18 protein-coding genes and 1 tRNA gene are annotated in these 19,473 nt (G+C 70.3%); 10 read left to right on the top strand and 9 right to left on the bottom strand.

The window, feature by feature from the left end; translation table 11 throughout:
* Positions 1-375: 375 nt before the first annotated feature.
* Positions 376-458, bottom strand: a tRNA-Leu gene (locus BXA11_RS21600).
* 157 nt (positions 459-615) lie between these two features.
* Between BXA11_RS21600 and BXA11_RS21595 the strand changes: the two genes are divergently transcribed.
* The 7 genes from BXA11_RS21595 (at position 616) to pknB (ending at position 9,430) form a co-directional block, all read left to right on the top strand.
* The gene (locus BXA11_RS21595) at positions 616-1,356 is read left to right on the top strand and encodes an FHA domain-containing protein (protein ID WP_030511032.1); all 741 of its coding nucleotides are present in this window, start codon (positions 616-618) and stop codon (positions 1,354-1,356) included.
* A gap of 17 nt (positions 1,357-1,373) precedes the next feature.
* Positions 1,374-1,838, top strand: a complete 465-nt coding sequence (locus tag BXA11_RS21590; protein ID WP_030511033.1) for an FHA domain-containing protein FhaB/FipA — start codon at positions 1,374-1,376, stop codon at positions 1,836-1,838.
* Positions 1,835-3,109: a Stp1/IreP family PP2C-type Ser/Thr phosphatase gene (locus BXA11_RS21585; RefSeq protein ID WP_030511034.1), complete on the top strand. Its 1,275-nt coding sequence runs from the start codon at positions 1,835-1,837 to the stop codon at positions 3,107-3,109. The genes BXA11_RS21590 and BXA11_RS21585 overlap by 4 nt, the downstream gene beginning before the upstream one ends.
* Positions 3,110-3,135: 26 nt before the next feature.
* A complete protein-coding gene (locus BXA11_RS21580; protein ID WP_076437209.1) occupies positions 3,136-4,485 on the top strand; it encodes an FtsW/RodA/SpoVE family cell cycle protein in 1,350 nt (449 codons plus the stop codon).
* Positions 4,482-5,939, top strand: coding sequence for a peptidoglycan D,D-transpeptidase FtsI family protein (locus BXA11_RS21575; protein ID WP_076437207.1), 1,458 nt, complete (start codon positions 4,482-4,484; stop codon positions 5,937-5,939). Before BXA11_RS21580 ends, BXA11_RS21575 begins: the two co-directional genes overlap by 4 nt.
* A 7-nt stretch (positions 5,940-5,946) precedes the next feature.
* Positions 5,947-7,431, top strand: coding sequence for a serine/threonine-protein kinase (locus tag BXA11_RS21570; protein WP_076437205.1), 1,485 nt, complete (start codon positions 5,947-5,949; stop codon positions 7,429-7,431).
* Between the two features lie 67 nt (positions 7,432-7,498).
* Positions 7,499-9,430: a Stk1 family PASTA domain-containing Ser/Thr kinase gene (gene pknB / locus BXA11_RS21565; protein ID WP_076437203.1), complete on the top strand. Its 1,932-nt coding sequence runs from the start codon at positions 7,499-7,501 to the stop codon at positions 9,428-9,430.
* A gap of 291 nt (positions 9,431-9,721) precedes the next feature.
* On the opposite strand, the gene BXA11_RS21560 is transcribed toward pknB, so the two are convergent.
* Complete coding sequence (locus BXA11_RS21560; RefSeq protein ID WP_030511039.1) at positions 9,722-10,300, bottom strand: anthranilate synthase component II; 579 nt, start codon at positions 10,298-10,300, stop codon at positions 9,722-9,724.
* A 195-nt stretch (positions 10,301-10,495) separates the two neighbouring features.
* Here BXA11_RS21560 and BXA11_RS21555 point away from each other — a divergent pair, with 195 nt between their 5' ends.
* On the top strand, positions 10,496-10,741 hold the full coding sequence (locus BXA11_RS21555; RefSeq protein WP_030511040.1) for a cell division protein CrgA: 246 nt from the start codon (positions 10,496-10,498) through the stop codon (positions 10,739-10,741).
* 142 nt (positions 10,742-10,883) lie between these two features.
* Here the strand turns inward: BXA11_RS21555 and BXA11_RS21550 are convergent, their stop codons facing one another.
* Together BXA11_RS21550 and BXA11_RS21545 are read right to left on the bottom strand one after the other, a co-directional pair.
* Complete coding sequence (locus BXA11_RS21550) at positions 10,884-11,090, bottom strand: 4-oxalocrotonate tautomerase family protein (protein WP_076437201.1); 207 nt, start codon at positions 11,088-11,090, stop codon at positions 10,884-10,886.
* 64 nt (positions 11,091-11,154) lie between these two features.
* Positions 11,155-11,889, bottom strand: a complete 735-nt coding sequence (locus tag BXA11_RS21545) for an SDR family oxidoreductase (protein WP_076437199.1) — start codon at positions 11,887-11,889, stop codon at positions 11,155-11,157.
* Between the two features lie 112 nt (positions 11,890-12,001).
* Between BXA11_RS21545 and BXA11_RS21540 the strand changes: the two genes are divergently transcribed.
* Positions 12,002-12,715 (top strand): TetR/AcrR family transcriptional regulator, encoded by a 714-nt coding sequence (locus BXA11_RS21540; RefSeq protein ID WP_076437197.1) that lies wholly within the window; start codon positions 12,002-12,004, stop codon positions 12,713-12,715.
* Here BXA11_RS21540 and BXA11_RS21535 read toward each other — a convergent pair.
* Together BXA11_RS21535 and BXA11_RS21530 are read right to left on the bottom strand one after the other, a co-directional pair.
* Positions 12,708-13,571: a rhomboid family intramembrane serine protease gene (locus tag BXA11_RS21535; protein ID WP_076437195.1), complete on the bottom strand. Its 864-nt coding sequence runs from the start codon at positions 13,569-13,571 to the stop codon at positions 12,708-12,710. The genes BXA11_RS21540 and BXA11_RS21535 overlap by 8 nt on opposite strands.
* A 120-nt stretch (positions 13,572-13,691) precedes the next feature.
* Positions 13,692-14,225, bottom strand: a complete 534-nt coding sequence (locus tag BXA11_RS21530; RefSeq protein ID WP_076437192.1) for a peptidylprolyl isomerase — start codon at positions 14,223-14,225, stop codon at positions 13,692-13,694.
* A 140-nt stretch (positions 14,226-14,365) separates the two neighbouring features.
* Here BXA11_RS21530 and BXA11_RS21525 point away from each other — a divergent pair, with 140 nt between their 5' ends.
* Positions 14,366-14,866 (top strand): hypothetical protein, encoded by a 501-nt coding sequence (locus BXA11_RS21525; RefSeq protein WP_156081149.1) that lies wholly within the window; start codon positions 14,366-14,368, stop codon positions 14,864-14,866.
* Between the two features lie 127 nt (positions 14,867-14,993).
* Here BXA11_RS21525 and BXA11_RS21520 read toward each other — a convergent pair whose 3' ends face one another.
* The 3 genes from BXA11_RS21520 to BXA11_RS21510 form a co-directional block, all read right to left on the bottom strand.
* On the bottom strand, positions 14,994-17,264 hold the full coding sequence (locus BXA11_RS21520) for a HelD family protein (protein WP_076437190.1): 2,271 nt from the start codon (positions 17,262-17,264) through the stop codon (positions 14,994-14,996).
* 446 nt (positions 17,265-17,710) lie between these two features.
* Positions 17,711-18,886 (bottom strand): zinc-dependent alcohol dehydrogenase, encoded by a 1,176-nt coding sequence (locus BXA11_RS21515; protein WP_030512105.1) that lies wholly within the window; start codon positions 18,884-18,886, stop codon positions 17,711-17,713.
* On the bottom strand, positions 18,883-19,359 hold the full coding sequence (locus BXA11_RS21510) for a hypothetical protein (RefSeq protein WP_076437187.1): 477 nt from the start codon (positions 19,357-19,359) through the stop codon (positions 18,883-18,885). The genes BXA11_RS21515 and BXA11_RS21510 overlap by 4 nt, the downstream gene beginning before the upstream one ends.
* Positions 19,360-19,473: the final 114 nt, after the last annotated feature.

Raw genomic sequence — 19,473 nt, 5'->3', positions numbered from 1 at the left:
GACATCGCCAGGAGTGCCCGTGCCGTACGGGCCGGGAGGGGAGGCCGGACGTGGACGCTTCGCTTGCGATCAGGCGAGGCCACCCGTCTGGCCGGGGGCCGCAGGGAGTGATCCCCCTCCCCGGTGCAAAGAAAGAACCCCGCCGGGCGGAAGATTTTCTTCCGGCCGGACGAGGCCGCTCGCCTGCTCGGAGGTCCCGGGGGGTTGCCACTCTTGGCCCAAAAAGAAAGCCCCGCGGAGGGGAAGCTCTGCTTCCGATCACACGAGGCTGCCCGTCTACCCGGGGGTTCCAGGGGGTTGCCCCCCTGGGCGAGACAAAGAGAAAGCCTCACGGGTGGGAAGCTTCGCTTCCGACCACACGAGGCTGCTTTCTCGTGGGCAAGGGGGGAGTTGAACCCCCACGTCCTTTCGGACACACGGACCTGAACCGTGCGCGTCTGCCATTCCGCCACTTGCCCTTGCGGTTGACCCCCATCTCTGGGTGCCTGGAAAGGTTAGCACGTATCCGCCCGTGCTTACGAACCCGGATACGATCCTTCTAAACGACGATGCGAAGGGGCTCAGTGCAGCACCGGAGCGGTCGCGACCATAGTGGCAATGGAAGGGAGGGATCCGGTGGGAGTCCTTCAGCGCTTCGAGCGCAGGCTCGAAGGGTTGGTTGAAGGTGCCTTCGCGCGGGCGTTCAAGTCCGATCTCCAGCCGGTCGAGGTCGCCAGCGCCGTGCAGAGGGAGATGGACGAGCGCGCCGCGATCGTCGCTCAGGGTCGCACGCTCGTGCCGAACGACTTCGTGGTGGAGCTGTCGACGACCGACAGCGAGCGGCTGGAGGTGTACGCCGACAGCATCAGCCACGAGCTCGCCACTCTCGCACGGGAGTACGCCAAGGAGCAGGGCTATTCGTTCGTCGGGCCGGTGCGGGTGCGTTTCGAGACCGCAGACGACCTCGCGGTCGGGCTCTTCCGCATCCGGTCGGGTGTGATCCGGGGCGCCACGGTCGAGCAGGACGAGATCCGTCAGCCGCCGAGCGACGTGCCGGCCGGCCGGCCCAGCGCGTTCCAGGGCCGTCCCAGGCTGCTCGTCTCCACGCAGGACGACCCCCAGGGCCAGCGCTCGTACGAGCTGACCACGCCGGTCACTTTGCTGGGCCGCGGAACCGATTGTGATCTTCGGCTGGTGGATCCCGGCGTATCACGGCATCATGCCGAGCTAAGAGTGGAAGGGCCGCAGGTCGTGCTCGTGGATCTGGGCTCGACCAACGGCACCTTCATCAACGGCCAGCCGATCCGCAGGATCGAGATGCAGGACGGGACGAGGGTGACGCTCGGCCGCACGACACTGGTTTTCAGGCGCGATTAGAGGTAGACAAACGGTCCATGTCCGAGCTAACGCTGCTGCTGATCCGGCTCGCCTTCCTGGCGGTGCTGTGGTTCTTCGTGATCGCCGCGGTCGGCGTCATCCGGACAGACCTGTTCGGTCCGCGTACGGCTCCCGCGCCCGCACGCAAACCGGTCAAGCAGCCCCGATCGGTTTCCAAGCCCAAAAAGGGCGAACCCCGCCAGCTGATCGTCACCGGTGGCCCCCTGCAAGGGACCATCATCAACCTCACGGAGACGCCAATCACCATCGGCCGGGCGAACGACGCCACGCTGGTTCTCAGCGACGACTACGCTTCGAGCCGGCACGCCCGGCTCTTTCCTCAGGACGGCCAGTGGATCGTGGAAGACCTCGGATCCACCAACGGCACGTTCCTCGAACGCTCGAAAGTGACCCGCCCGACCCCGGTGCCCCTCGGAGTTCCGATCCGCATCGGCAAGACCGTCATCGAATTGCGCAAATGACCATCGCACTCCGCTACGCCGCTCGCTCGGACGTCGGGCTCCTCCGTGAAGGCAACGAGGACTCGGCGTACGCCAGCGGCCGCCTGCTGGCCGTCGCAGACGGCATGGGCGGGCATGCCCACGGCGAGGTGGCCAGTTCGGTCGCCATCGCCGCACTGTCGTCCCTCGACCGGGACGCCTTCGGCGGTGACCTGCTCAGCACCATCGAGGCGGCGGTCCGGGACGCCAACCACCAGCTGCACGCGATGGTGGCCCGGGACCCGAGCCTCAAGGGCATGGGCACCACCCTCACCGCGATGCTCTGGAGCGGCTCACGCTTCGCCCTGGTCCATGTGGGCGACTCCCGGGCGTACCTGCTCAGGAACGGCGAGCTGTACCAGATCACGCACGACCACACGCTGGTGCAGTCACTGGTGGACGACGGGCGGATCACCCAGGAGGAGGCCGCCAACCATCCCCAGCGCTCGATCCTGCTGCGCGCGCTGGACGGAAGCGGCGAGGTCGATCCCGACCTGCAGGACCGGGAGGCCCAGGTGGGCGACCGTTACCTGCTGTGCTCGGACGGCCTGTCCACCGTGGTCAGCGCCGAGACCCTGCACCACACCCTGAGCACGATCGACGATCCCGAGGACGTCGTCCGGCAGCTCATCGACCTCGCCAACCGAGGCGGCGGGCCGGACAACATCACCTGTGTGGTCGCCGACGTGGTCGAGGTGGACGACCTGCAGCCGCCCCTGGGGACGGCGGCGGTCGTCGGTGCGGCCGGCTCCGGCCGGGCCCGCTCGGCGCCGCCCGACACCCCCGCAGGCCGGGCCACGACCGTCACCGCGCCCCAACCCGTGATCATCGACGACGACCTGGACGACGAACCCGCGCGCGAGGCCCAGGCCTCCGCGCGGCGTTCGCGCAAAAGCCGATCGGGCCCGAAAGTGGCCGTCGGGGTGCTGGTCGTCGCCGCCGCGCTCGGGGTCGGCGGCTACTTCGGCTACCAGTGGACCCAGAGCCAGTTCTACATAGGCGCCAAGGGGGACGAGCTGGTCGTCTTCCAGGGCGTCGACGCGGAGGTCGGGCCGGTGTCCTTCAAGAAGGTCGCCTACACCGACCACCTCCGCGTCTCGTCGCTGCCGGCGGTGCAGCAGGACCAGGTCCGCAGCGGCATCCCGGTCGACGACCTGCAGGCCGGGATATCCAGGATCAAGAGCTTCGGCGACTCGGCGACGCCCACGGCGGACGCCAAGTCGACGCCGACCCCCACGAGGTCCAGTAAGTGACTGCTGTCGAAGCCACGCCCGTACCGATGACCGCGAAGCGGCGCGGCGCCCAGCTGGGCATGCTCGCCTTCGCCGTGCTGATCGTGATGGGCGCGTACGCCGGCGTCGGGCTCGGGATCAACGGCAAGGTCCCGTCCGGCATGCTCGGCTACGGCCTCGGCCTCGGCGGTCTGATGCTCGCGGCCTACCTGGTGCTGGCCAAGTGGGCACCGTGGGCCGACCCCCTTCTGCTTCCCCTCGTGACGCTGGTGAACGGCATCGGTCTGGTGATGATCTACCGGATCGAGCTGTCCGGGCAGGCGGGCGCGTCCGCCACGAACCAGCTCATGTGGACGGCGCTCGGCGTGGTGATGTTCTCCGCGACTCTGATCGTGTTGAAGGACCACCGCACCTTGCAGCGCCTCACCTACACCGCCGGATTCGTCGGCGTGGTGCTGATGGCCATCCCGGCGCTGCTGCCCGGGTCGCTGAGCGAGGTCCAGGGCGCCAAGATCTGGATCCGCATCGGCGGGTTCTCGATCCAGCCCGGCGAGTTCGCCAAGCTGGCCCTGGTCGTCTTCTTCGCGGGCTACCTCGTCGCCAAGCGCGACGTGCTCGCCCTCGCCGGCCGCCGACTGCTGTTCATCGACCTCCCCCGCGCCCGCGACCTCGGTCCCGTGCTCATCACCTGGGGCTTCGCGATCGCCACACTGGTCCTGGAGAAGGACCTCGGGACCTCGCTGCTGCTGTTCGGCGCGTTCATCGCGATGCTCTACATCGCCACCCAGCGCACCTCCTGGGTGCTCATCGGCATCCTGCTGTTCGTCGGCGGCGCCTTCCTCGCCGGGCAGGTCTTCAGTCACGTCGAGGCCCGCTTCAACGTCTGGCTGCACGCGGAGGACCCCGCGCTCTACGACGCGGGCGGCGGCAGTTACCAGCTCATGCAGGGCATGTTCGCCATGGGCTCGGGCGGCATCCTCGGCACCGGGCTCGGACAGGGTCACCCCAGGCTGATCCCGCTGTCGTTCTCCGACTTCATCTTCACGGCGGCGGGCGAGGAACTCGGCCTCACCGGCCTGATGGCCATCCTCATGGTTTACGCGCTCATCGTCGAGCGGGGGCTGCGCACGTCGCTGGCCGCCCGCGACCCGTTCACCAAGCTGCTCGCGGGCGGCCTGTCGTTCATCCTCGCCTGGCAGATCTTCATCATCGTCGGCGGTGTGACCCGGCTCATCCCGCTGACCGGTCTCGTGACGCCGTTCATGTCCGCAGGAGGCTCGGCGCTGCTGGCCAACTGGATGCTCATCGCCCTGCTCGTACGGATGTCCGACGCGGCCCGCCGGCCGCCGCCGCAGGCGATCCAGGACGAGGGGCTCACACAGGTGATGCAGCGATGAACAGCACGCTCAAGCGCGTCTCCGTGGCCTGCCTGCTCATGTTCGGCCTGCTCATGGCCAACGTGACCTACATCGGCACGGTGAAGGCCGACGGACTGCGGTCCGACTCGCGCAACGTCAGGGGCTTCTACGCCCGATATGCGATCGACCGCGGCTGGATCACGGCCGACAACGGCAAGACGACGCTCGCCAAGACCGTGGACACCGGGGACAAGACGTACCGGTTCGAGCGGGAGTATCCGCTCGGCAAGCCGTTCACGCACGTGGTCGGCTGGTTCGCGCCGGAGAGCGCCTCGGGCATCGAGGCCGCCATGAACCGCTACCTCGACGGCAGCCACCCCGACCTGGTGGTGCGCCGGGCCATCGACATGGTCAGCGGCAAGCCCGCCAAGGGCGCGAGCGTCGACCTCACCCTGAACAGCAAGGCCCAGGAGATCGCGTACAAGGACCTCGCCGGCACCGGCAAGCGCGGCGCGGTCGTCGCGCTGGAGCCGAAGACCGGCAAGATCCTGACGATGGTGTCGGTGCCGTCGTACGACCCGAACCCGCTGGCCCAGGTCAACAAGGCCAAGGTGAACGCGGCGTACAACAAGCTGGACAAGGACGACAACAAACCGCTGCTCGACCGGGCCATCGACCTGACGTTCGCCCCGGGGTCCACGTTCAAGACGGTCACCTCGGCGGCCTTCCTCAGCGACGACACCTCACGCGACGAGAACACGCAGGTCGACGCGCCCGACTCGCTGCCGCTGCCGGGCACGAGCATCTCGCTGCCCAACTATCACGGCGAGTCGTGCGGCGGCCGGGCGACGCTGGTGCAGGCGCTCACCATCTCCTGCAACACGCCGTTCGCCATCATGGGCATGGACGTCGGCTACGACAAGCTCAAGGAGCAGGCCGAGAAGTTCGGGGTCGGCCAGCCGCTGGAGATCCCCCTCAACGTCGCGGCCAGCAACATCGGCCCGGACGAGGGCAAGGCGGCTCTCGCCAAGACCGCGATCGGCCAGCAGAGCAACCAGATGACCCCGCTGCAGATGGCGATGGTCGCGGCCGGCATCGCCAACCAGGGCACGGTCATGAAGCCGTACCTGGTCAACAAGATCATGGGTCCGGACGGCGCGGAGATCGACGGGACCGACCCCGAGGAGCTGGACGAGGCCGTCACGCCCGAGGTGGCCGGCGAGCTGACCAAGATGATGATCGGCGTGATCGAGAACGGCACCGGCGGCGCGGCCAGGCTCCCCGGCATCACCGTGGCGGGCAAGACGGGAACGGCGGAGACCCTGCCGGGCAAGCCGTCGCACGCGTGGTTCATCTCCTTCGCCCCCGTGGAGGACCCGAAGGTCGCCGTGGCGGTCTTCGTGGAGTCCGGCAGCGCCGGCAACGACGCGACCGGCGGCGCGGTGGCCGCACCGATCGCGCACGACGTCATGCAGGCGGTGCTCGGGCGGTGACCGACACATGAGCGACACCGTGCTCGGTGGCCGATACCGGCTGACCTCCCCCATCGCCGCGGGCGGCATGGGCGAGGTCTGGCGGGCCGAGGACGAGCTGCTCGGCCGGGAGGTGGCGATCAAACTGCTCGGCCGCCATGTCGCGGGCGACGCCACCTTCCGCGACCGGTTCCGCTCCGAGGCCAGGATCACCGCCGCCCTGACCGATCCCGGCATCGCCCAGGTCTTCGACTACGGCGAGAGCGACGGCCTGGCCTACCTCGTGATGGAACTGGTGCGGGGCGAGCCGCTGTCGGCCATCCTCGCCCGCACCGGCGCGCTCGGGCCGGACGTCACGCTGGACGTCGTCGAGCAGACCGCCCGGGGCCTGCACGCGGCCCACCGGGCCGGCGTCATCCATCGCGACGTCAAGCCCGGCAACCTGCTCGTCACCGAGGCGGGCCAGGTCAAGATCACCGACTTCGGTATCGCCCGCGCGCTGGAGGCCGCGCCGCTGACCGCGACCGGCACCATCCTCGGCACAGCCCAGTACGTGAGCCCGGAGCAGGCGTCCGGCACCACCCTCACCCCGGCGAGCGACGTCTACTCGCTCGGGGTGGTGGCCTACGAGTGCCTCGCGGGCCGCCCGCCGTTCACGGCGGAGACCGCGGTGGCGCTCGCGCTGCGGCACCTCAACGACACGCCTCCGCCGCTGCCCGGGAACGTGCCCGCTCCGGTGGCGGCTCTCGTGATGTCCATGCTCGCCAAGGACCCCGCCGCGCGGCCGGAGACCGGGCCGGTGCTCCTCGACAGGGTGCGGACGCTGCGCGAGACCCTCGCGGGAACCGCGGCCTCGACGGCGGTCCTCGGGTCGCTGACCGACCCCGGGGGCTTCCCCGCGGCGGGCGGCGCCGGCCGTACGATGCCTCCGGCCGCGCCCGGCCTGACGACGCCCCTGGGTGAGCCCGCGGGGGCCGGCGCCCCGCGTCCCGGGGCCACCGCGCCGCTGGGGCCGGTCCCGCCCACCCCGCGCAGGGCCCCCTCGGGCGTCCCCGACGCCCGTACGCGACGTCCCGGCGGCCTCGAGGGGCCCGCGGGCGGGCGGCGCCGCCGTACGACCCTGATCCTCGCGACGGCGGGCTGCGCCGCCGCGGTCGGCATCGGGGTCCTGGCCTTCACCGCCGCCCACACCGGCGAACCGCCGCCGGACCTCGGTGAGACGGCAGCGCCCGTCTCAACGTCCCCCTCGCCGTCGCCGAAGCCGTCGCCGGCACGTACGCACAGGTCAGAGATTCCACGGACGCAACGGCCGACCGCTCCGGCGGCGTCGGACGAGCCGAGCGCCGTTCCGTCGGCTACCGTAAGCAGGTCGGCATCAACGCAGACGCCCACACCGGCTTCGTCCCCGACCTCGACCCCTACTCCGACGTCCACCCCGGCCACGGAACCCAGTGAGACTCCGCCCCCTACGGAAGCCCCACCCGACACGAACCCTCCGGATGAGGGGGAGTGATGAGCAGAGGGGTCGATGATGGAGACCGGTGGCACCCCACGATGAACGGCAAGGGACAGTGCAGGAAATGACTCAGCCACGACTTCTCGGCGGACGCTACGAGCTGGATGGCGTCGTGGGGCGTGGCGGCATGGCCGAGGTGTATCGCGCCCGGGACATCCGGCTGGACCGTATCGTCGCCATCAAGACGCTCCGCTCCGACCTCGCCAGGGACCACACGTTCCAGGCGCGCTTCCGGCGTGAGGCGCAGTCCGCCGCATCGCTCAACCACCCGTCGATCATCGCCGTGTACGACACCGGCGAGGACATGATGGACGGCACACCGGTGCCGTACATCGTGATGGAGTTCGTCGACGGGCGGACGCTGCGCGACCTGCTGCGCGCCGACCGGCGGCTGCTGCCCGAGCGGGCCATGGAGCTGGTGGACGGCATTCTGCGGGCGCTCGACTACAGCCACCGGGGCGGCATCGTCCACCGGGACATCAAGCCGGCCAACATCATGTTGACGGTCAACGGCGAGGTCAAGGTCATGGACTTCGGCATCGCCAGGGCGATGGCCGACTCCGCCGCCACGATGACCCAGACGGCGCAGGTGATCGGCACCGCGCAGTACCTGTCCCCCGAGCAGGCCCGCGGCGAGCGCGTGGACGCCCGCAGCGACATCTACTCCACCGGCTGCGTGCTGTACGAGCTGCTCACCGGCCAGCCGCCCTTCACCGGCGACTCGCCCGTGGCGATCGCCTACCAGCACGTGCGGGAGGACCCGATCCCGCCGTCGCGGATCGACCCCGAGATCCCGCAGTGGGCCGACGCGATCGTGCTCAAGGCGATGGCCAAGGACCCGCTCCACCGCTACCAGAGCGCCACGGAGATGCGCGGCGACCTCCAGCGGGCCCTGTCGGGCATGCCGGTCGACCCGCAGACGATGGCGATGGCCACCCAGCAGTACAACGGGTACGGCGCGCCCGACCGCACGCGGACGATGACCACGGCCGGCGGCGCGCCCATGACGCAGAGCACCCGCGCCATCCCCGACTACGAGTACGCCCGTGAGGAGCGCGGCGGCGGCCGGTACGACGGGCGGCGGCGCAGCGGCGGCGGCGGCAACACCGCGCTGAAGACCGCCCTGTGGATCCTCATCCCGCTGGCGGTGATCGGCGCCATGATCGGTGTCGGCTACGCCTTCCTCGGGTCCGGCGGCTCCGCGACCGCCGACAAGATCCAGGTGCCGTTGGTGACGAACCAGACGAAGGCGGCGGCCGAGCAGGCGTTGAAGGCGGCCGGGTTCAAGGTCACCTTCGGGCCGGAGGAGTTCAACAGCGACGTGCCCAAGGGCGCCGTCGTGAGCACCGACCCCGCCGGGGGTGAGCAGACCGACCCCGGCGCCACGGTCACCGTCGTCGTGTCCAAGGGCGAGGAGAAGGTCACCGTCCCGGACGACCTGATCGGCAAGACGCAGGAGGAGGCCAAGGCCGAACTGGAGGCGCTGGAGCTGAAGGTCAGCATCGTGCCGAAGGCCTCCGCCAAGGAGCAGGGCAAGGTCTTCGACACCAACCCCAAGCCGGGCGAGAAGGTCCAGAAGGGCGCCCTGGTCAGGCTGTACGTGCCCCAGGAGATGACCGAGGTCCCGGGCGTGCTCGGCCAGACCCTGGAGGACGCCACACAGACGCTGAAGGGCGCCGGCTTCAAGGTCAAGTCGCAGCAGCGGTCGAGCGACACGGTGCCGCAGGGCAGCGTGATCGACCAGTCGCCGCCGCCGGGGACCAAGCTCAACCCCGGCACCACCATCACGCTGACGGTCTCCAGCGGCCCCTCGCAGCAGCAGCCGCCGACCGACCAGCCCAACACCGACCTGCCCACGGACGGCACCGGAGACACCGGCGACCCCGGCGACGGCACCGGAGACACCGGTGACACCGGCGACCCCGGTAACGGCGGCGGCGGCGGTGTGCAGATCGGGCCGCCCGGAGAGGGCGGGGACAACCCCTTCGGCAACTAGATCGAGATGAGCGGACGGCGGCCATCGCGGGGCGGTGGCCGCCGTCGGCGTTTCGTCGGCCGAGGTCTTCGCCGGGACCATTCGTCCCGGGGAAGGTCCCCGGTGAGCGGCCCGGATGAGGCATCGACGCCGGCAGGGCCGTCGACGGGGCCGTGGCCGCCGCGGCATCCCCGCACAGGCCGGCCGCAGGACAGGCGCCGGGCATGAGGCCGGGCATGAGGAAGGGCTTCCGCCACTCGGGGGCAATGGCGGAAGCCCTCACTCTTCTAGTCGTAACAAGAGCGGAAAGCGTTACACAATCTGCGCGAGCCAATTTCCGAGCAGCCGATGACCGTGCTCGGACACGACCGACTCGGGGTGGAACTGCACGCCCTCGATGGGGGCGTCGCGGTGGCGCAGGCCCATGATGACGCCGTCCGGGGTGGTAGCCGTCACCTCCAGCGCGTCCGGCACGGTGCCGGGGACCACGGCGAGCGAGTGGTAGCGCGTCATCGTGACCGGCGACGGGAGCTCCCGGAACACGCCTCGCCCGTCGTGGGAGATCAGGCTGGTGCGGCCGTGCATGAGCTCGGGCGCGCGGTCCACCGTGGCCCCGTACGCCACGGCGATGGCCTGGTGACCGAGGCAGACCCCGAGCAGCGGCAGGCCGCGCTCGGCGCAGTGCTTCACGAGGGACACCGACACCCCGGCGGCCTCCGGCGTGCCGGGTCCCGGCGACACGAGCACGGCGTCGAAGCCGTCGGCGTCGCCCACGGCGACGCGGTCGCGCGGCCGTACGTCGCAGTCCGCGCCCAGAGCGCGCAGATACTGCACGATCGTGTGCACGAAGCTGTCGTGATTGTCGACCACGAGCACCCGGGTCGGGCTCATCGGTGTCTCCCGCTTCACCGGGGTGGCTGGGTGTGCCAAGCGGAAATCGGACTTTCAGCGTACGGCAATCCCGCATGGGGGATCGCCCGGCGGGGCCCGCGCCGACTATCCTTGCTCGGGACTTCACCGCCACAGCGATTACGCTATTGACACCAGCCCGCACGACCGCGCGGGTACCCACCAGGAGAAGCTCCCGTGCCCAAGTCGAAGACCCGCAAGAAGGCCGTTTACACGCCGCCGCAGAAGGCACAGACGGTGAAGGTCAGCCCTCGTTGGCTCGCCCCCGTCATGGTGGCCTGCTGGATCATCGGTATCGCCTGGATCGCGATCTACTACATCGCGCCGAGCGTTCCCGGCATCTCCACTCTGGCGAACTGGAACCTGCTCATCGGTTTCGGGCTCATCATCGTCGGCGTCATACTGTCGACGAAGTGGCGTTAGGCTGCTTCCTTAAGATTCTTTCCACAGCCTTTATCCACAGCCTGTGGGCAGCAGGCGATAAGCGGCCCCTGGACGGGGCGCCGCGGGCTTGGCGCGGGGTTCGGGCCGGGCGGTGCGTTGCCCGGCCCGGCCGCGAGAAGCGTCAGCTCCGGCCGAGCATCTCGACGGTGAGGATGCTCCCGCCGAGGCCCCAGCCGCCGTCAGGCACCTCTTCGAGCAGGACCAGGGTGGTCGCCCGGGCCCGCTCGCCGTACACGTCGGCGTAGGCGTCGGTGACGGCGTCGATGAGCTTCTTCTTGGACTCGGGAGTCAGGGTGCCTGCGGGCACCTTGAGGTTGGCGAACGGCATGGTCGTTCCTTTCGGATCTCTTCGGGTGTTTCCGGAGGTGTGTGGCAGAGGAGCGCGGCGGACGTCAGACGATGCCGCCGTTCGCGCGCACGACCTGCCCGTTGATCCAGTGCCCCGCGGGGCTCGCCAGGAAGGCGACGACCTCCGCGATGTCCTCGGGGGTGCCGAGCCGTTCGAGCGGGGGCTGCTTGGCCATCCGCTCGACGGTGGTCTCGTCCTTGCCGTCGAGGAACAGTTCGGTGGCGGTCGGGCCGGGCGCGACCGCGTTGACCGTGATCTGCCGCCCCCGTAGTTCGCGGGCGAGCACGAGCGTCATCGCCTCGACGGCGCCCTTGCTGGCGACGTACGCCCCGTAGGTGGGCAGTTGCAGGCCGACGATGGACGTGGACATCGTGATGATCGTGCCGCCGTCGCGCACGCGGCGCGCGGCCTCCCGCGCCGTGACGAAGGTGCCGCGGATGTTGGTGCGGTGCAGGGCGTCCAGGTCGTCGAGGTCGAGGTCGGCGATCGGGGACAGCGACAGGCGCCCCGCCGAGTTGACGACGACGTCGATCCCGCCGAACTCCTTCTCCGCGGCGTCGAACATCGCCGCGACCGCGTTCTCGTCCGCGACGTCGGCCTGTGCCGCGATGGCCCGGCCGCCGGCCGACGTGACGGCGTCGACCACCTCGGCCGCGGCCGAGGCCGCTCCCTGGTATCCCACGACGACGGCGAAGCCTCGCGCCGCCAGCGTCGTCGCGATCGCCCGGCCGATGCCGCGGGAGCCGCCGGTGACGACGGCTACGCGCTGAGCACTCATTGGACAACTCCTTGGTCATATCGGCGATACGTACATTACGTATCGTCGTTACGCGAGAGACGTTAGCACGATCTCCATATCGGCGCTAGCGAAATTCCGTATCATCGGTTACATGGCAGGTGTGGACACCCTACGTGCGGCGATGATCGAGGCGGCCGAGAAGCAACTGGCGACGTCTACGGACAACGACATCGCCACGCGGGCGGTCTGTGAGGCGGTCGGCGTGACCCAGCCCGTGCTCTACCGGCTGTTCGGAGACAAGCGGGGGCTCCTCGACGCCGTTGCCGACCACGGATACGAGCGTTACGCCGCGCTCAAGGCCGCGCAGGAGCAGACGACCGACCCGGTGGCCGACCTACGGGCCGGCTGGGACGGTCACATGGCGTTCGCACGGGAGAACCCCGCCCTCTACCAGCTCATGTTCACGCCCCGGCCGTGGTCCCGATCCACGGCTCGCGACCGGGTGTTCGAGCTGCTGGAGGAGACGCTCGTACGGTGCGCGGCGATCGGCGCGCTGAGGGTGGATCCGCCGGTCGCCGCCCGGCTGATCCTTTCCGCGAGCGTCGGGACCGCCCTCGACCACATCGCGAGTCCGGAGCTCTTCGACGACCCCGCGCTGTCTCACCGCATGCGCCAGGCCGTGTTCGCGCACGTGCTCACCGAGGCGACCGCGCGGGAGGACGCCGATCCCCTCCGCGAGGCCGCGCTGCGCCTGCGCGCGCAGCTCGACCTCGCAGGTGCCGACGCCCTCGAACCGGTCGAGACCGCCCTGCTCCGGCGCTGGCTCGACCGCATCACGCAGCCCGGCGAGGGGAGCGTCAGGTGAAGGCGCCCTCGAGCGGCAGACCGTACGGCGGCAACGTGGTGACGAGCAGGACCAGTGCCACCAGCACCGCGGCGGCGATGCAGGTCTGCACGAGGGTGCGGTTGCGCCGCGGGGCGTAGGCGAAGCCCGCGGCGATGATCGCGCCGGTCACGAACCCGCCGAGGTGGGCCTGCCAGCTGACGCCCGGGAGGAACGTGATCACCACGTTGATGCCGATCAGCCACAGGACGCCTCGGATGTCGTAGCCGAGCTTGCGGGCGATGACGAACAACGCGCCGAACAGGCCGTAGATGGCGCCGGAGGCTCCGACGGCCGATGTGCCGAACAGGTAGATGGCGACCGAGCCGCCGAGGGCCGACAGCAGGTATAGCGTCGCGAACCGGCCCGCGCCGAGCACGCGCTCAAGTTGAGGGCCCAGGACATAGAGCGCCCACATGTTGAACAGGATGTGCCAGAACGACGGCGGCGGGGAGTGCAGGAAGGCACTGGTGATCAGCCGCCACCACTCGCCCATGTGGACCCCGAGCGACCACATCGCGAACCGCTGGATGACCTCGTCGGGGCGCAGGACCTCGGCCGCGTACGCGAGCACGTTGAGGATCAGCAGAGCCCACGTGACGCGGGGCGCGGCCACGGCGGCACCGCCGAAGGTCGCCTGGGCCTGCCGCACCTCGCGGTTGCCGTCGCGGACGCACTCGGGGCACTGGTGGCCGACCGCCGCCTCGCGCATGCAGTCGGGGCAGATCGGGCGCTCACAGCGCTGACAGCGGACGTAGGTCTCGCGGTCGGGGTGCTGGTAGCAGGTGGGCACGGCTTGCGCCCCCGGCTGCGGGGGCGGCGGAGGCTGGGAGGTCATGGGGTCCTTTCCTGACGAGTCCCTGTGTGGGGGCGCATCCATGAGCCAGCCTATAAGCCGGAGACGCCCCGGCCGCGTGTTCGCGGCCGGGGCGTCTCGGGAGCGCCGGAAGGGGCGGCGTCAGGACCGCTCGATGGTGACCTCTTCGAGGACCACGTCGTTCACCGGCCGGTCGTTGCGGCCGGTGGGGGTCTTGGCGATCGCGTCGACCACCTCGGTGCCCTCGATCACCTCACCGAAGATCGTGTGCCCCTGGTTGAGGTGCGGCGTCGGCCCGACGGTGATGAAGAACTGGGAGCCGTTCGTGCCCTTGCCGAACCGCTTGCCCGCGTTCGCCATGGCGAGCAGGTAAGGCCGGTTGAACTGGTTCTCCGGGTGGATCTCGTCGTCGAAGCTGTAGCCGGGGCCGCCGACGCCCTGGCCGAGCGGGTCGCCGCCCTGGATCATGAAGCCGTTGATGACGCGGTGGAAGATCGTGCCGTCGTAGAGCTTGGTGTTCGTCTGCTTCTCACCGGTCTCCGGGTGGGTCCACTCCCGGGTGCCCTCGGCGAGTTCGACGAAGTTGCGCACGGTCTTCGGCGCCTTGTTGGGGAAAAGCTGAATGCGGATCGTGCCGTGGTTCGTGCGCAGATTCGCGATGAGGTTGTCAGCCACGAGGGCCGCCCCCTTAGGTAGCTCGTGTTAGTTGTCCGGTGAACAGGGTAGCGAGCATGCCTTCAAGCACCGCTCGTGATTGAGCCACAACCATCCGGGAAGGGGTCGTTCCGGGGCCCCGTCGATTGGGGAGGTTGATCGTGTCCCTGACAATGAACAGAAGGCGCCGCGCCGAGGTGGTCATCCCGCAAACGTGGCTGAGCAGGATGAGAGACCAGGCGATGAAGGCCAGCGGCCGGATGAGCCCGGTGGCGGAGACCGCAAGGGATCTCGCCACGCACCGGATCGAGGACGCCAGGGTCTGGGCGGCGCCGAAGCTCGACCAGGCGGCGCAGTCGGTCGAGGAGCAGATCGCTCCGATCGTGAGCGCGTTCCTGGCCGAGTTGGCCCGCAGGATCGACGTGACCAGCACCAGGAAGACCCGACGGCGCTGGCCGGTCGTCGCACTGCTGGGCGGCGTCGCCATCGGCGCGGTCGGTGTGGCGATGTATCGGAACAACGCCCAGCGCTGGACCGAGACCATGCGGGAGAGCATGAGGCACACCGGCTCCGACGCCAGCAAGTGGGTCGGCGACAAGGCCGGAGAGGTCGAAGACAAGGCCGACAAGGCCGCCGACGAGATCTCGGGAAAAATGTCCTAGCACGTCCCTCACAGCCACCCGGTACGGCCGGCGTTCCCCCAACGCCGGCCGTACCGTGTTGCCCGCTTCGCTCGGTTTTGCCCGGTTCGCTCGGTGTTTCCCGCTTCGCTCGGTGGGGGAGCTCCCATCAGGTGATCGGAGTCTCCAGGCGGTGCAGCACGGCGGGGAGGCGGTCCTCGTAGACCACGGTGAGCCGCCGGGTCGCCCGGGTGATGGCGACGTACAGGTCCTGGCCGCCCTTCGGCGACTGACACAGGATGCCTTCGGGATCCACGACCACCACGGCGTCGAACTCCAGGCCCTTCGAGCCGCGCACGGTGAGAACGGCCACCGGGCTGTCCAGGGGATCGACGGCCTCGGGGAACAGCGCGGCGACCTCCGCGTGCCGGGCGTCCGGCGTGACGACGCCGACCCGCCCCTCCTCGATCTCGCGCAGCTCCGACTCCACCAGCAGCCGCAGGTCGGTGCCGTCGGCGGGCACGGCGCGGGGACGGGCGCCGCCGAACCTGACCGACTCGGGCGGCTCCTCCCCGGGCGCCACGGCGCGCAGCACGTCGGCGGCGACCTCCATGATCTCGGCCGGCGTCCGGTAGTTGACCAGCAGACGCTCCTCCCGCCAGCGTCCCTTGACGTACGGGTCGAGCATCTCCCCCCACGACCGCGCGCCCGCCGCCGAGCCGGTCTGGGCGATGTCGCCGACGACCGTCAGGGAGCGGGCCGGAACCCGCCGCATCACCGTCCGCCAGGCCATCGCCGACAGCTCCTGCGCCTCGTCCACGATCACGTGCCCGTACGCCCAGGTGCGGTCATGACCGGCCCGGTCGGCCGTCGTCACGTACGGCCCGTCCTCGCGGTTGCGGCCCGCCAGCAGGGTCGCATCGAGCACCGGATCGACGTCGGTGATCGTCAGGACCTCCCGCGCGTACAGTTCCTCCTCGCGGCGCTCGTCCTCCGCGCGGCGTCGCCTGGCCCCCGCCCCGTAGTCGTACTCGCCCAGCAGTTCCGCGGCCTCGTCCAGCAGGGGGACGTCGCCGACCGTCCACGGCGCCTCCCTGGGCCGCAGCAGGAGCGCCGACTCCTCCTCTGTCAGGTACGGCCCGGTCGCCGCGCGCAGCCGCTCCTCGTCCGACAGGAGTTCTCGGACGAGCCGCTCCGGGGTGATCTCCGGCCACAGGGCGTCGAGCGCGTCGCGCACCGTCCGGTGCTCCCACAGGGTCGTGGCGGCGTACTGCAGGTCGCCGTCCTCCAGCGGCCGGTCTAGCTGTGCCGCCTCGTCGAGCGCGAGCGCCCGCAGCACCGGGTCCACGAACGTCCAGCGGGCGATGTTGTGCTGCCGCCGCAGGCCGCGGGCGCGGTCGCGGGCCCGCAGGCACGTGGCGTGGTCCACCCGCAGCATCATCTCCTCGACCACGACCTCCACGCCGCCGCGCACCGACGTGCGGACGGGGATCTTCACCTCCAGGTCGCCCTCGGGCACCCGCTCGCGGTCGCGGACCGCCTCCTCGACCACCCCGGCCATGCGCGGGTCGCCCTTGACGACGGCGACGGCCGGCTCGTCCTCGGCGGTGGCCCGCACCCCGGGGTGGAGGCCGCCCATGCTCGTCAGCACCACCTGCGTCTCGCCCAGCGCGGGCAGCACCTGGCTGATGTAGCGGGAGAACGTCGCGTTGGGCCCTACGACGAGCACGCCACGCCGCTCCAGCGTGTCGCGATGGGTGTAGAGCAGGTACGCCGCCCGGTGCAGGGCGGCGACGGTCTTGCCCGTGCCCGGCCCGCCCTGCACGACGAGCGCCCCCGGCAGGCCCGAGCGGATCACCCGGTCCTGCTCGCGCTGGATGGTGGCGACGACCTCGCCCATGCGTCCGGTGCGTCCGCGCCGCAGCGCCGCGAGCAGCGCGGCCTCGCCGACGAGCGTACGGCGGTCTCCGTCGGCCATCCGGTCGAGGTCGAAGACCTCGTCGTCGATGCCCACGACATCGCGGTGCCGCGTGTGCAGGTGCCTGCGGCGTACGAATGGGCCGGGATCGCTGGGGGTGGCGACGTAGAAAGGGCGGGCGGCGGGGGCCCGCCAGTCGACGAGCACGGACGTGTGGTCGTCGTCGCGCAGCCCGACGCGGCCGACGTAGAGGGTCTCGCCCCCGGCCTCGTCGATGCGCCCGAAGCACAGGCCGCGTTCGACGGCCGACAGTTGCGCGAGGCGGCGGGCGTGCTCGGCCGCCATCACCTCCCGCTCCACGACGGCCTGCCGGGTGCCCGTGCCGCCGCGGGCCAGGACGTCATGCATGCCGCGCTCGGCCCGTTCGCGGGCGACGTCGAGGCGGCCGTACAGCATGGACACGTAGGACTGTTCGATCCGCAGGGCCTCGGCGCGAGCGGAGTCGGATTGACGGTCACCCATTCCTGTGATAAACTCCTAGTGAGAGCGTCTGACTTTCAGATAACTGGGAATCTCTCACTATACGGCACCGCACCTCTGTGGCGTGTCATGTCTCCGTCCACTCCGTCTGGGGTGGATTTTTTTGTTTCACGGGACTTCTGTGACTGATGTGAGTGATGTCGCGTCTCTCCTGGGTAACGGGGAGACGGCGCGATCGGTGGGACGCATCGCCACATTCCGTCCGGATTCGCATCGCGCCCTGGTCAACCGTCGCGCGGCGCGGGACGTCTTTGGAAACAAGGAGGCCCGGATGGACGTCCTCGAGAGCCTCGTGGACGACGAGCTCCGCCTGGAGCTCGTCCTCATCGAGGCACTGCATCACGAGGCGGAACGGCTGGCCGCCCCGGCCGTCCGCTGAGATCACCGCCCGCCGCCTCACAGTGGGGCGGCGGGCGCCCTCTCACCCGTCAGGCCCAGGGGCGGAAGACGGCGCGGACGCAGCCGTCCTTCTTGTGCTTGAACATGTCGTAGCCCTTGGGCCCCTCGTCGAGCGTCATGGTGTGCGTCGCGAGGTAGGACGTCTTCAGATCGCCCTTCGCGATGCGGTCGAGGAGCTTCGGGATGTACCGCTGGCCGTGCTGCTGCGCGCCGCGCAGCGTGAGGCCCTTGTTCATCAGCGCCCCGAGCGGGAACTTGTCCACGAAGCCGGCGAAGACCCCCAGCACGAACACCGAGCCGCCCTTGCGGCAGGCGTGGATCGCCTCCCGCACCGCGATCGGGCGGTCCTGCTCCAGGCGCAGCTGCTGCTTGATCCCGTCGTAGACGCGCTGGATCCCGGTGCTGTCGGCCTCCATTCCGACGGCCTCGACACACACGTCCGGGCCCCGGCCGCCGGTGCGCTCACGCAGCTCGGCCGTGACGTCGGTGCTCGTGTAGTCGATCACCTCGCAGCCGACGTGGCGGGCGGTCATGGCCAGCCGTTCCGGATAGCGGTCGATCGCGATGACCCGCTCGGCGCCGAGGAGCATGGCGGCCCGGGCGGCCATCTGGCCGACCCCGCCGCATCCCCACACCGCGACCACGTCTCCCGGCCGTACGCCGCCGAGTTCGGCGCCCATCCAGCCCGTCGGGGCCGCGTCGGAGGCGAACAGCGCGTCGAGGTCCGAGACGCCCTCCGGGATGGTGAACGCGTTGTAGTCCACGAAGGGCACCCGGATGTACTCGGCGTGACTGCCCCGGAAGCCGCCCATCGCATGGGAGTAGCCGAAGATGCCGGCGGTCGTGCCGCCCCACATCAGGTCCGTGACGCCCGGCGTGGGGTTGCTGTTCTCGCACAGCGACCACTCGTCGTGACGGCAGGCCCAGCAGCGGCCGCATCCGATGATCGAGCAGACCACCACCCGGTCGCCCGGCCGGTGCCGGTTCACCTCGGGGCCGACGTCGACGATCTCGCCGATGAACTCGTGCCCGATGACGTCGCCGGCCCGCATGGCCGGGATGTAGCCGCCGAGCAGGTGGAGGTCGGAGCCGCAGGTGGTGCTCGCCGTCACCTTCACGATCGCGTCCTGGGCGTTGAGGATCGCGGGGTCGGGCACCTGCTCGACCGACAGCTCGTTCACGCCTTCCCAGCACAGTGCCTTCACAGCCGCCCCCCTTCCGCCACGCGTCCCAGCGCCATGTCGAGGACCTTGCCCGGCAAGGTCGGCCTGGTCGTCTCGAACTCCTCGTCCGAGCGCAGCACGTCGCCGGTCTCCAGCAGCGACTTCGTCTCGCGCAGCGCCGTACGGACCCCCGTCCGGGGATCCTCACCCCGCAGCCGGGCGAGGACGCCGTCGGCGCCGGCCCGCTGTTCCCTCGGCCGGGCGTAGATCTCGGTCCCCCGGTCGCCGGGTGCCCGGTTCATCCGCACCTCGGCGTCCACCCGGCTCAGCGGCTCGGGCAGGTGACCGCCCGGGGCTACCTCGTCCGGCGGCCGGTTGATCGTGATACCCAGCCAGCGGCTGGACTCCAGCGGGTCCTTCGCCGCGGCCGGCACCCGGCCACGCGAGGCCGCCCATCGCGCCATTCCCAGACCGGCAACCGCGAGCGCCGCCGCTCCGGCAACGAGACGTTTCATGGCTTCGCCCCCTCCACGGCCGACTTCCTCGGGTGTTACCCCCGCTCATGGGCTCTATCCCGCCCAGAGCTGGCGGGTGGAAAGGAGTTGGACGCCGGGTGGCGGTTCGGGACG

It is taken from the genome of Microbispora rosea (assembly GCF_900156315.1).
Lineage (GTDB): Bacteria > Actinomycetota > Actinomycetes > Streptosporangiales > Streptosporangiaceae > Microbispora > Microbispora rosea.
The sequence above is the reverse complement of the archived record's forward strand: the minus strand, read 5'-3'. Positions and strand labels throughout refer to the sequence as shown.

Bases quoted from the DNA above. Each gene is read 5' to 3' on its own strand.
- BXA11_RS21590 (WP_030511033.1), top strand. From the start codon at position 1,374: ATGTCCGAGCTAACGCTGCTGCTGATCCGGCTCGCCTTCCTGGCGGTG.
- BXA11_RS21585 (WP_030511034.1), top strand. From the start codon at position 1,835: ATGACCATCGCACTCCGCTACGCCGCTCGCTCGGACGTCGGGCTCCTC.
- BXA11_RS21580 (WP_076437209.1), top strand. From the start codon at position 3,136: ATGACCGCGAAGCGGCGCGGCGCCCAGCTGGGCATGCTCGCCTTCGCC.
- BXA11_RS21575 (WP_076437207.1), top strand. From the start codon at position 4,482: ATGAACAGCACGCTCAAGCGCGTCTCCGTGGCCTGCCTGCTCATGTTC.
- BXA11_RS21570 (WP_076437205.1), top strand. From the start codon at position 5,947: ATGAGCGACACCGTGCTCGGTGGCCGATACCGGCTGACCTCCCCCATC.
- pknB (WP_076437203.1), top strand. From the start codon at position 7,499: ATGACTCAGCCACGACTTCTCGGCGGACGCTACGAGCTGGATGGCGTC.
- BXA11_RS21560 (WP_030511039.1), bottom strand. From the start codon at position 10,300: ATGAGCCCGACCCGGGTGCTCGTGGTCGACAATCACGACAGCTTCGTG.
- BXA11_RS21550 (WP_076437201.1), bottom strand. From the start codon at position 11,090: ATGCCGTTCGCCAACCTCAAGGTGCCCGCAGGCACCCTGACTCCCGAG.
- BXA11_RS21545 (WP_076437199.1), bottom strand. From the start codon at position 11,889: ATGAGTGCTCAGCGCGTAGCCGTCGTCACCGGCGGCTCCCGCGGCATC.
- BXA11_RS21540 (WP_076437197.1), top strand. From the start codon at position 12,002: ATGGCAGGTGTGGACACCCTACGTGCGGCGATGATCGAGGCGGCCGAG.
- BXA11_RS21535 (WP_076437195.1), bottom strand. From the start codon at position 13,571: ATGACCTCCCAGCCTCCGCCGCCCCCGCAGCCGGGGGCGCAAGCCGTG.
- BXA11_RS21520 (WP_076437190.1), bottom strand. From the start codon at position 17,264: ATGGGTGACCGTCAATCCGACTCCGCTCGCGCCGAGGCCCTGCGGATC.
- BXA11_RS21510 (WP_076437187.1), bottom strand. From the start codon at position 19,359: ATGAAACGTCTCGTTGCCGGAGCGGCGGCGCTCGCGGTTGCCGGTCTG.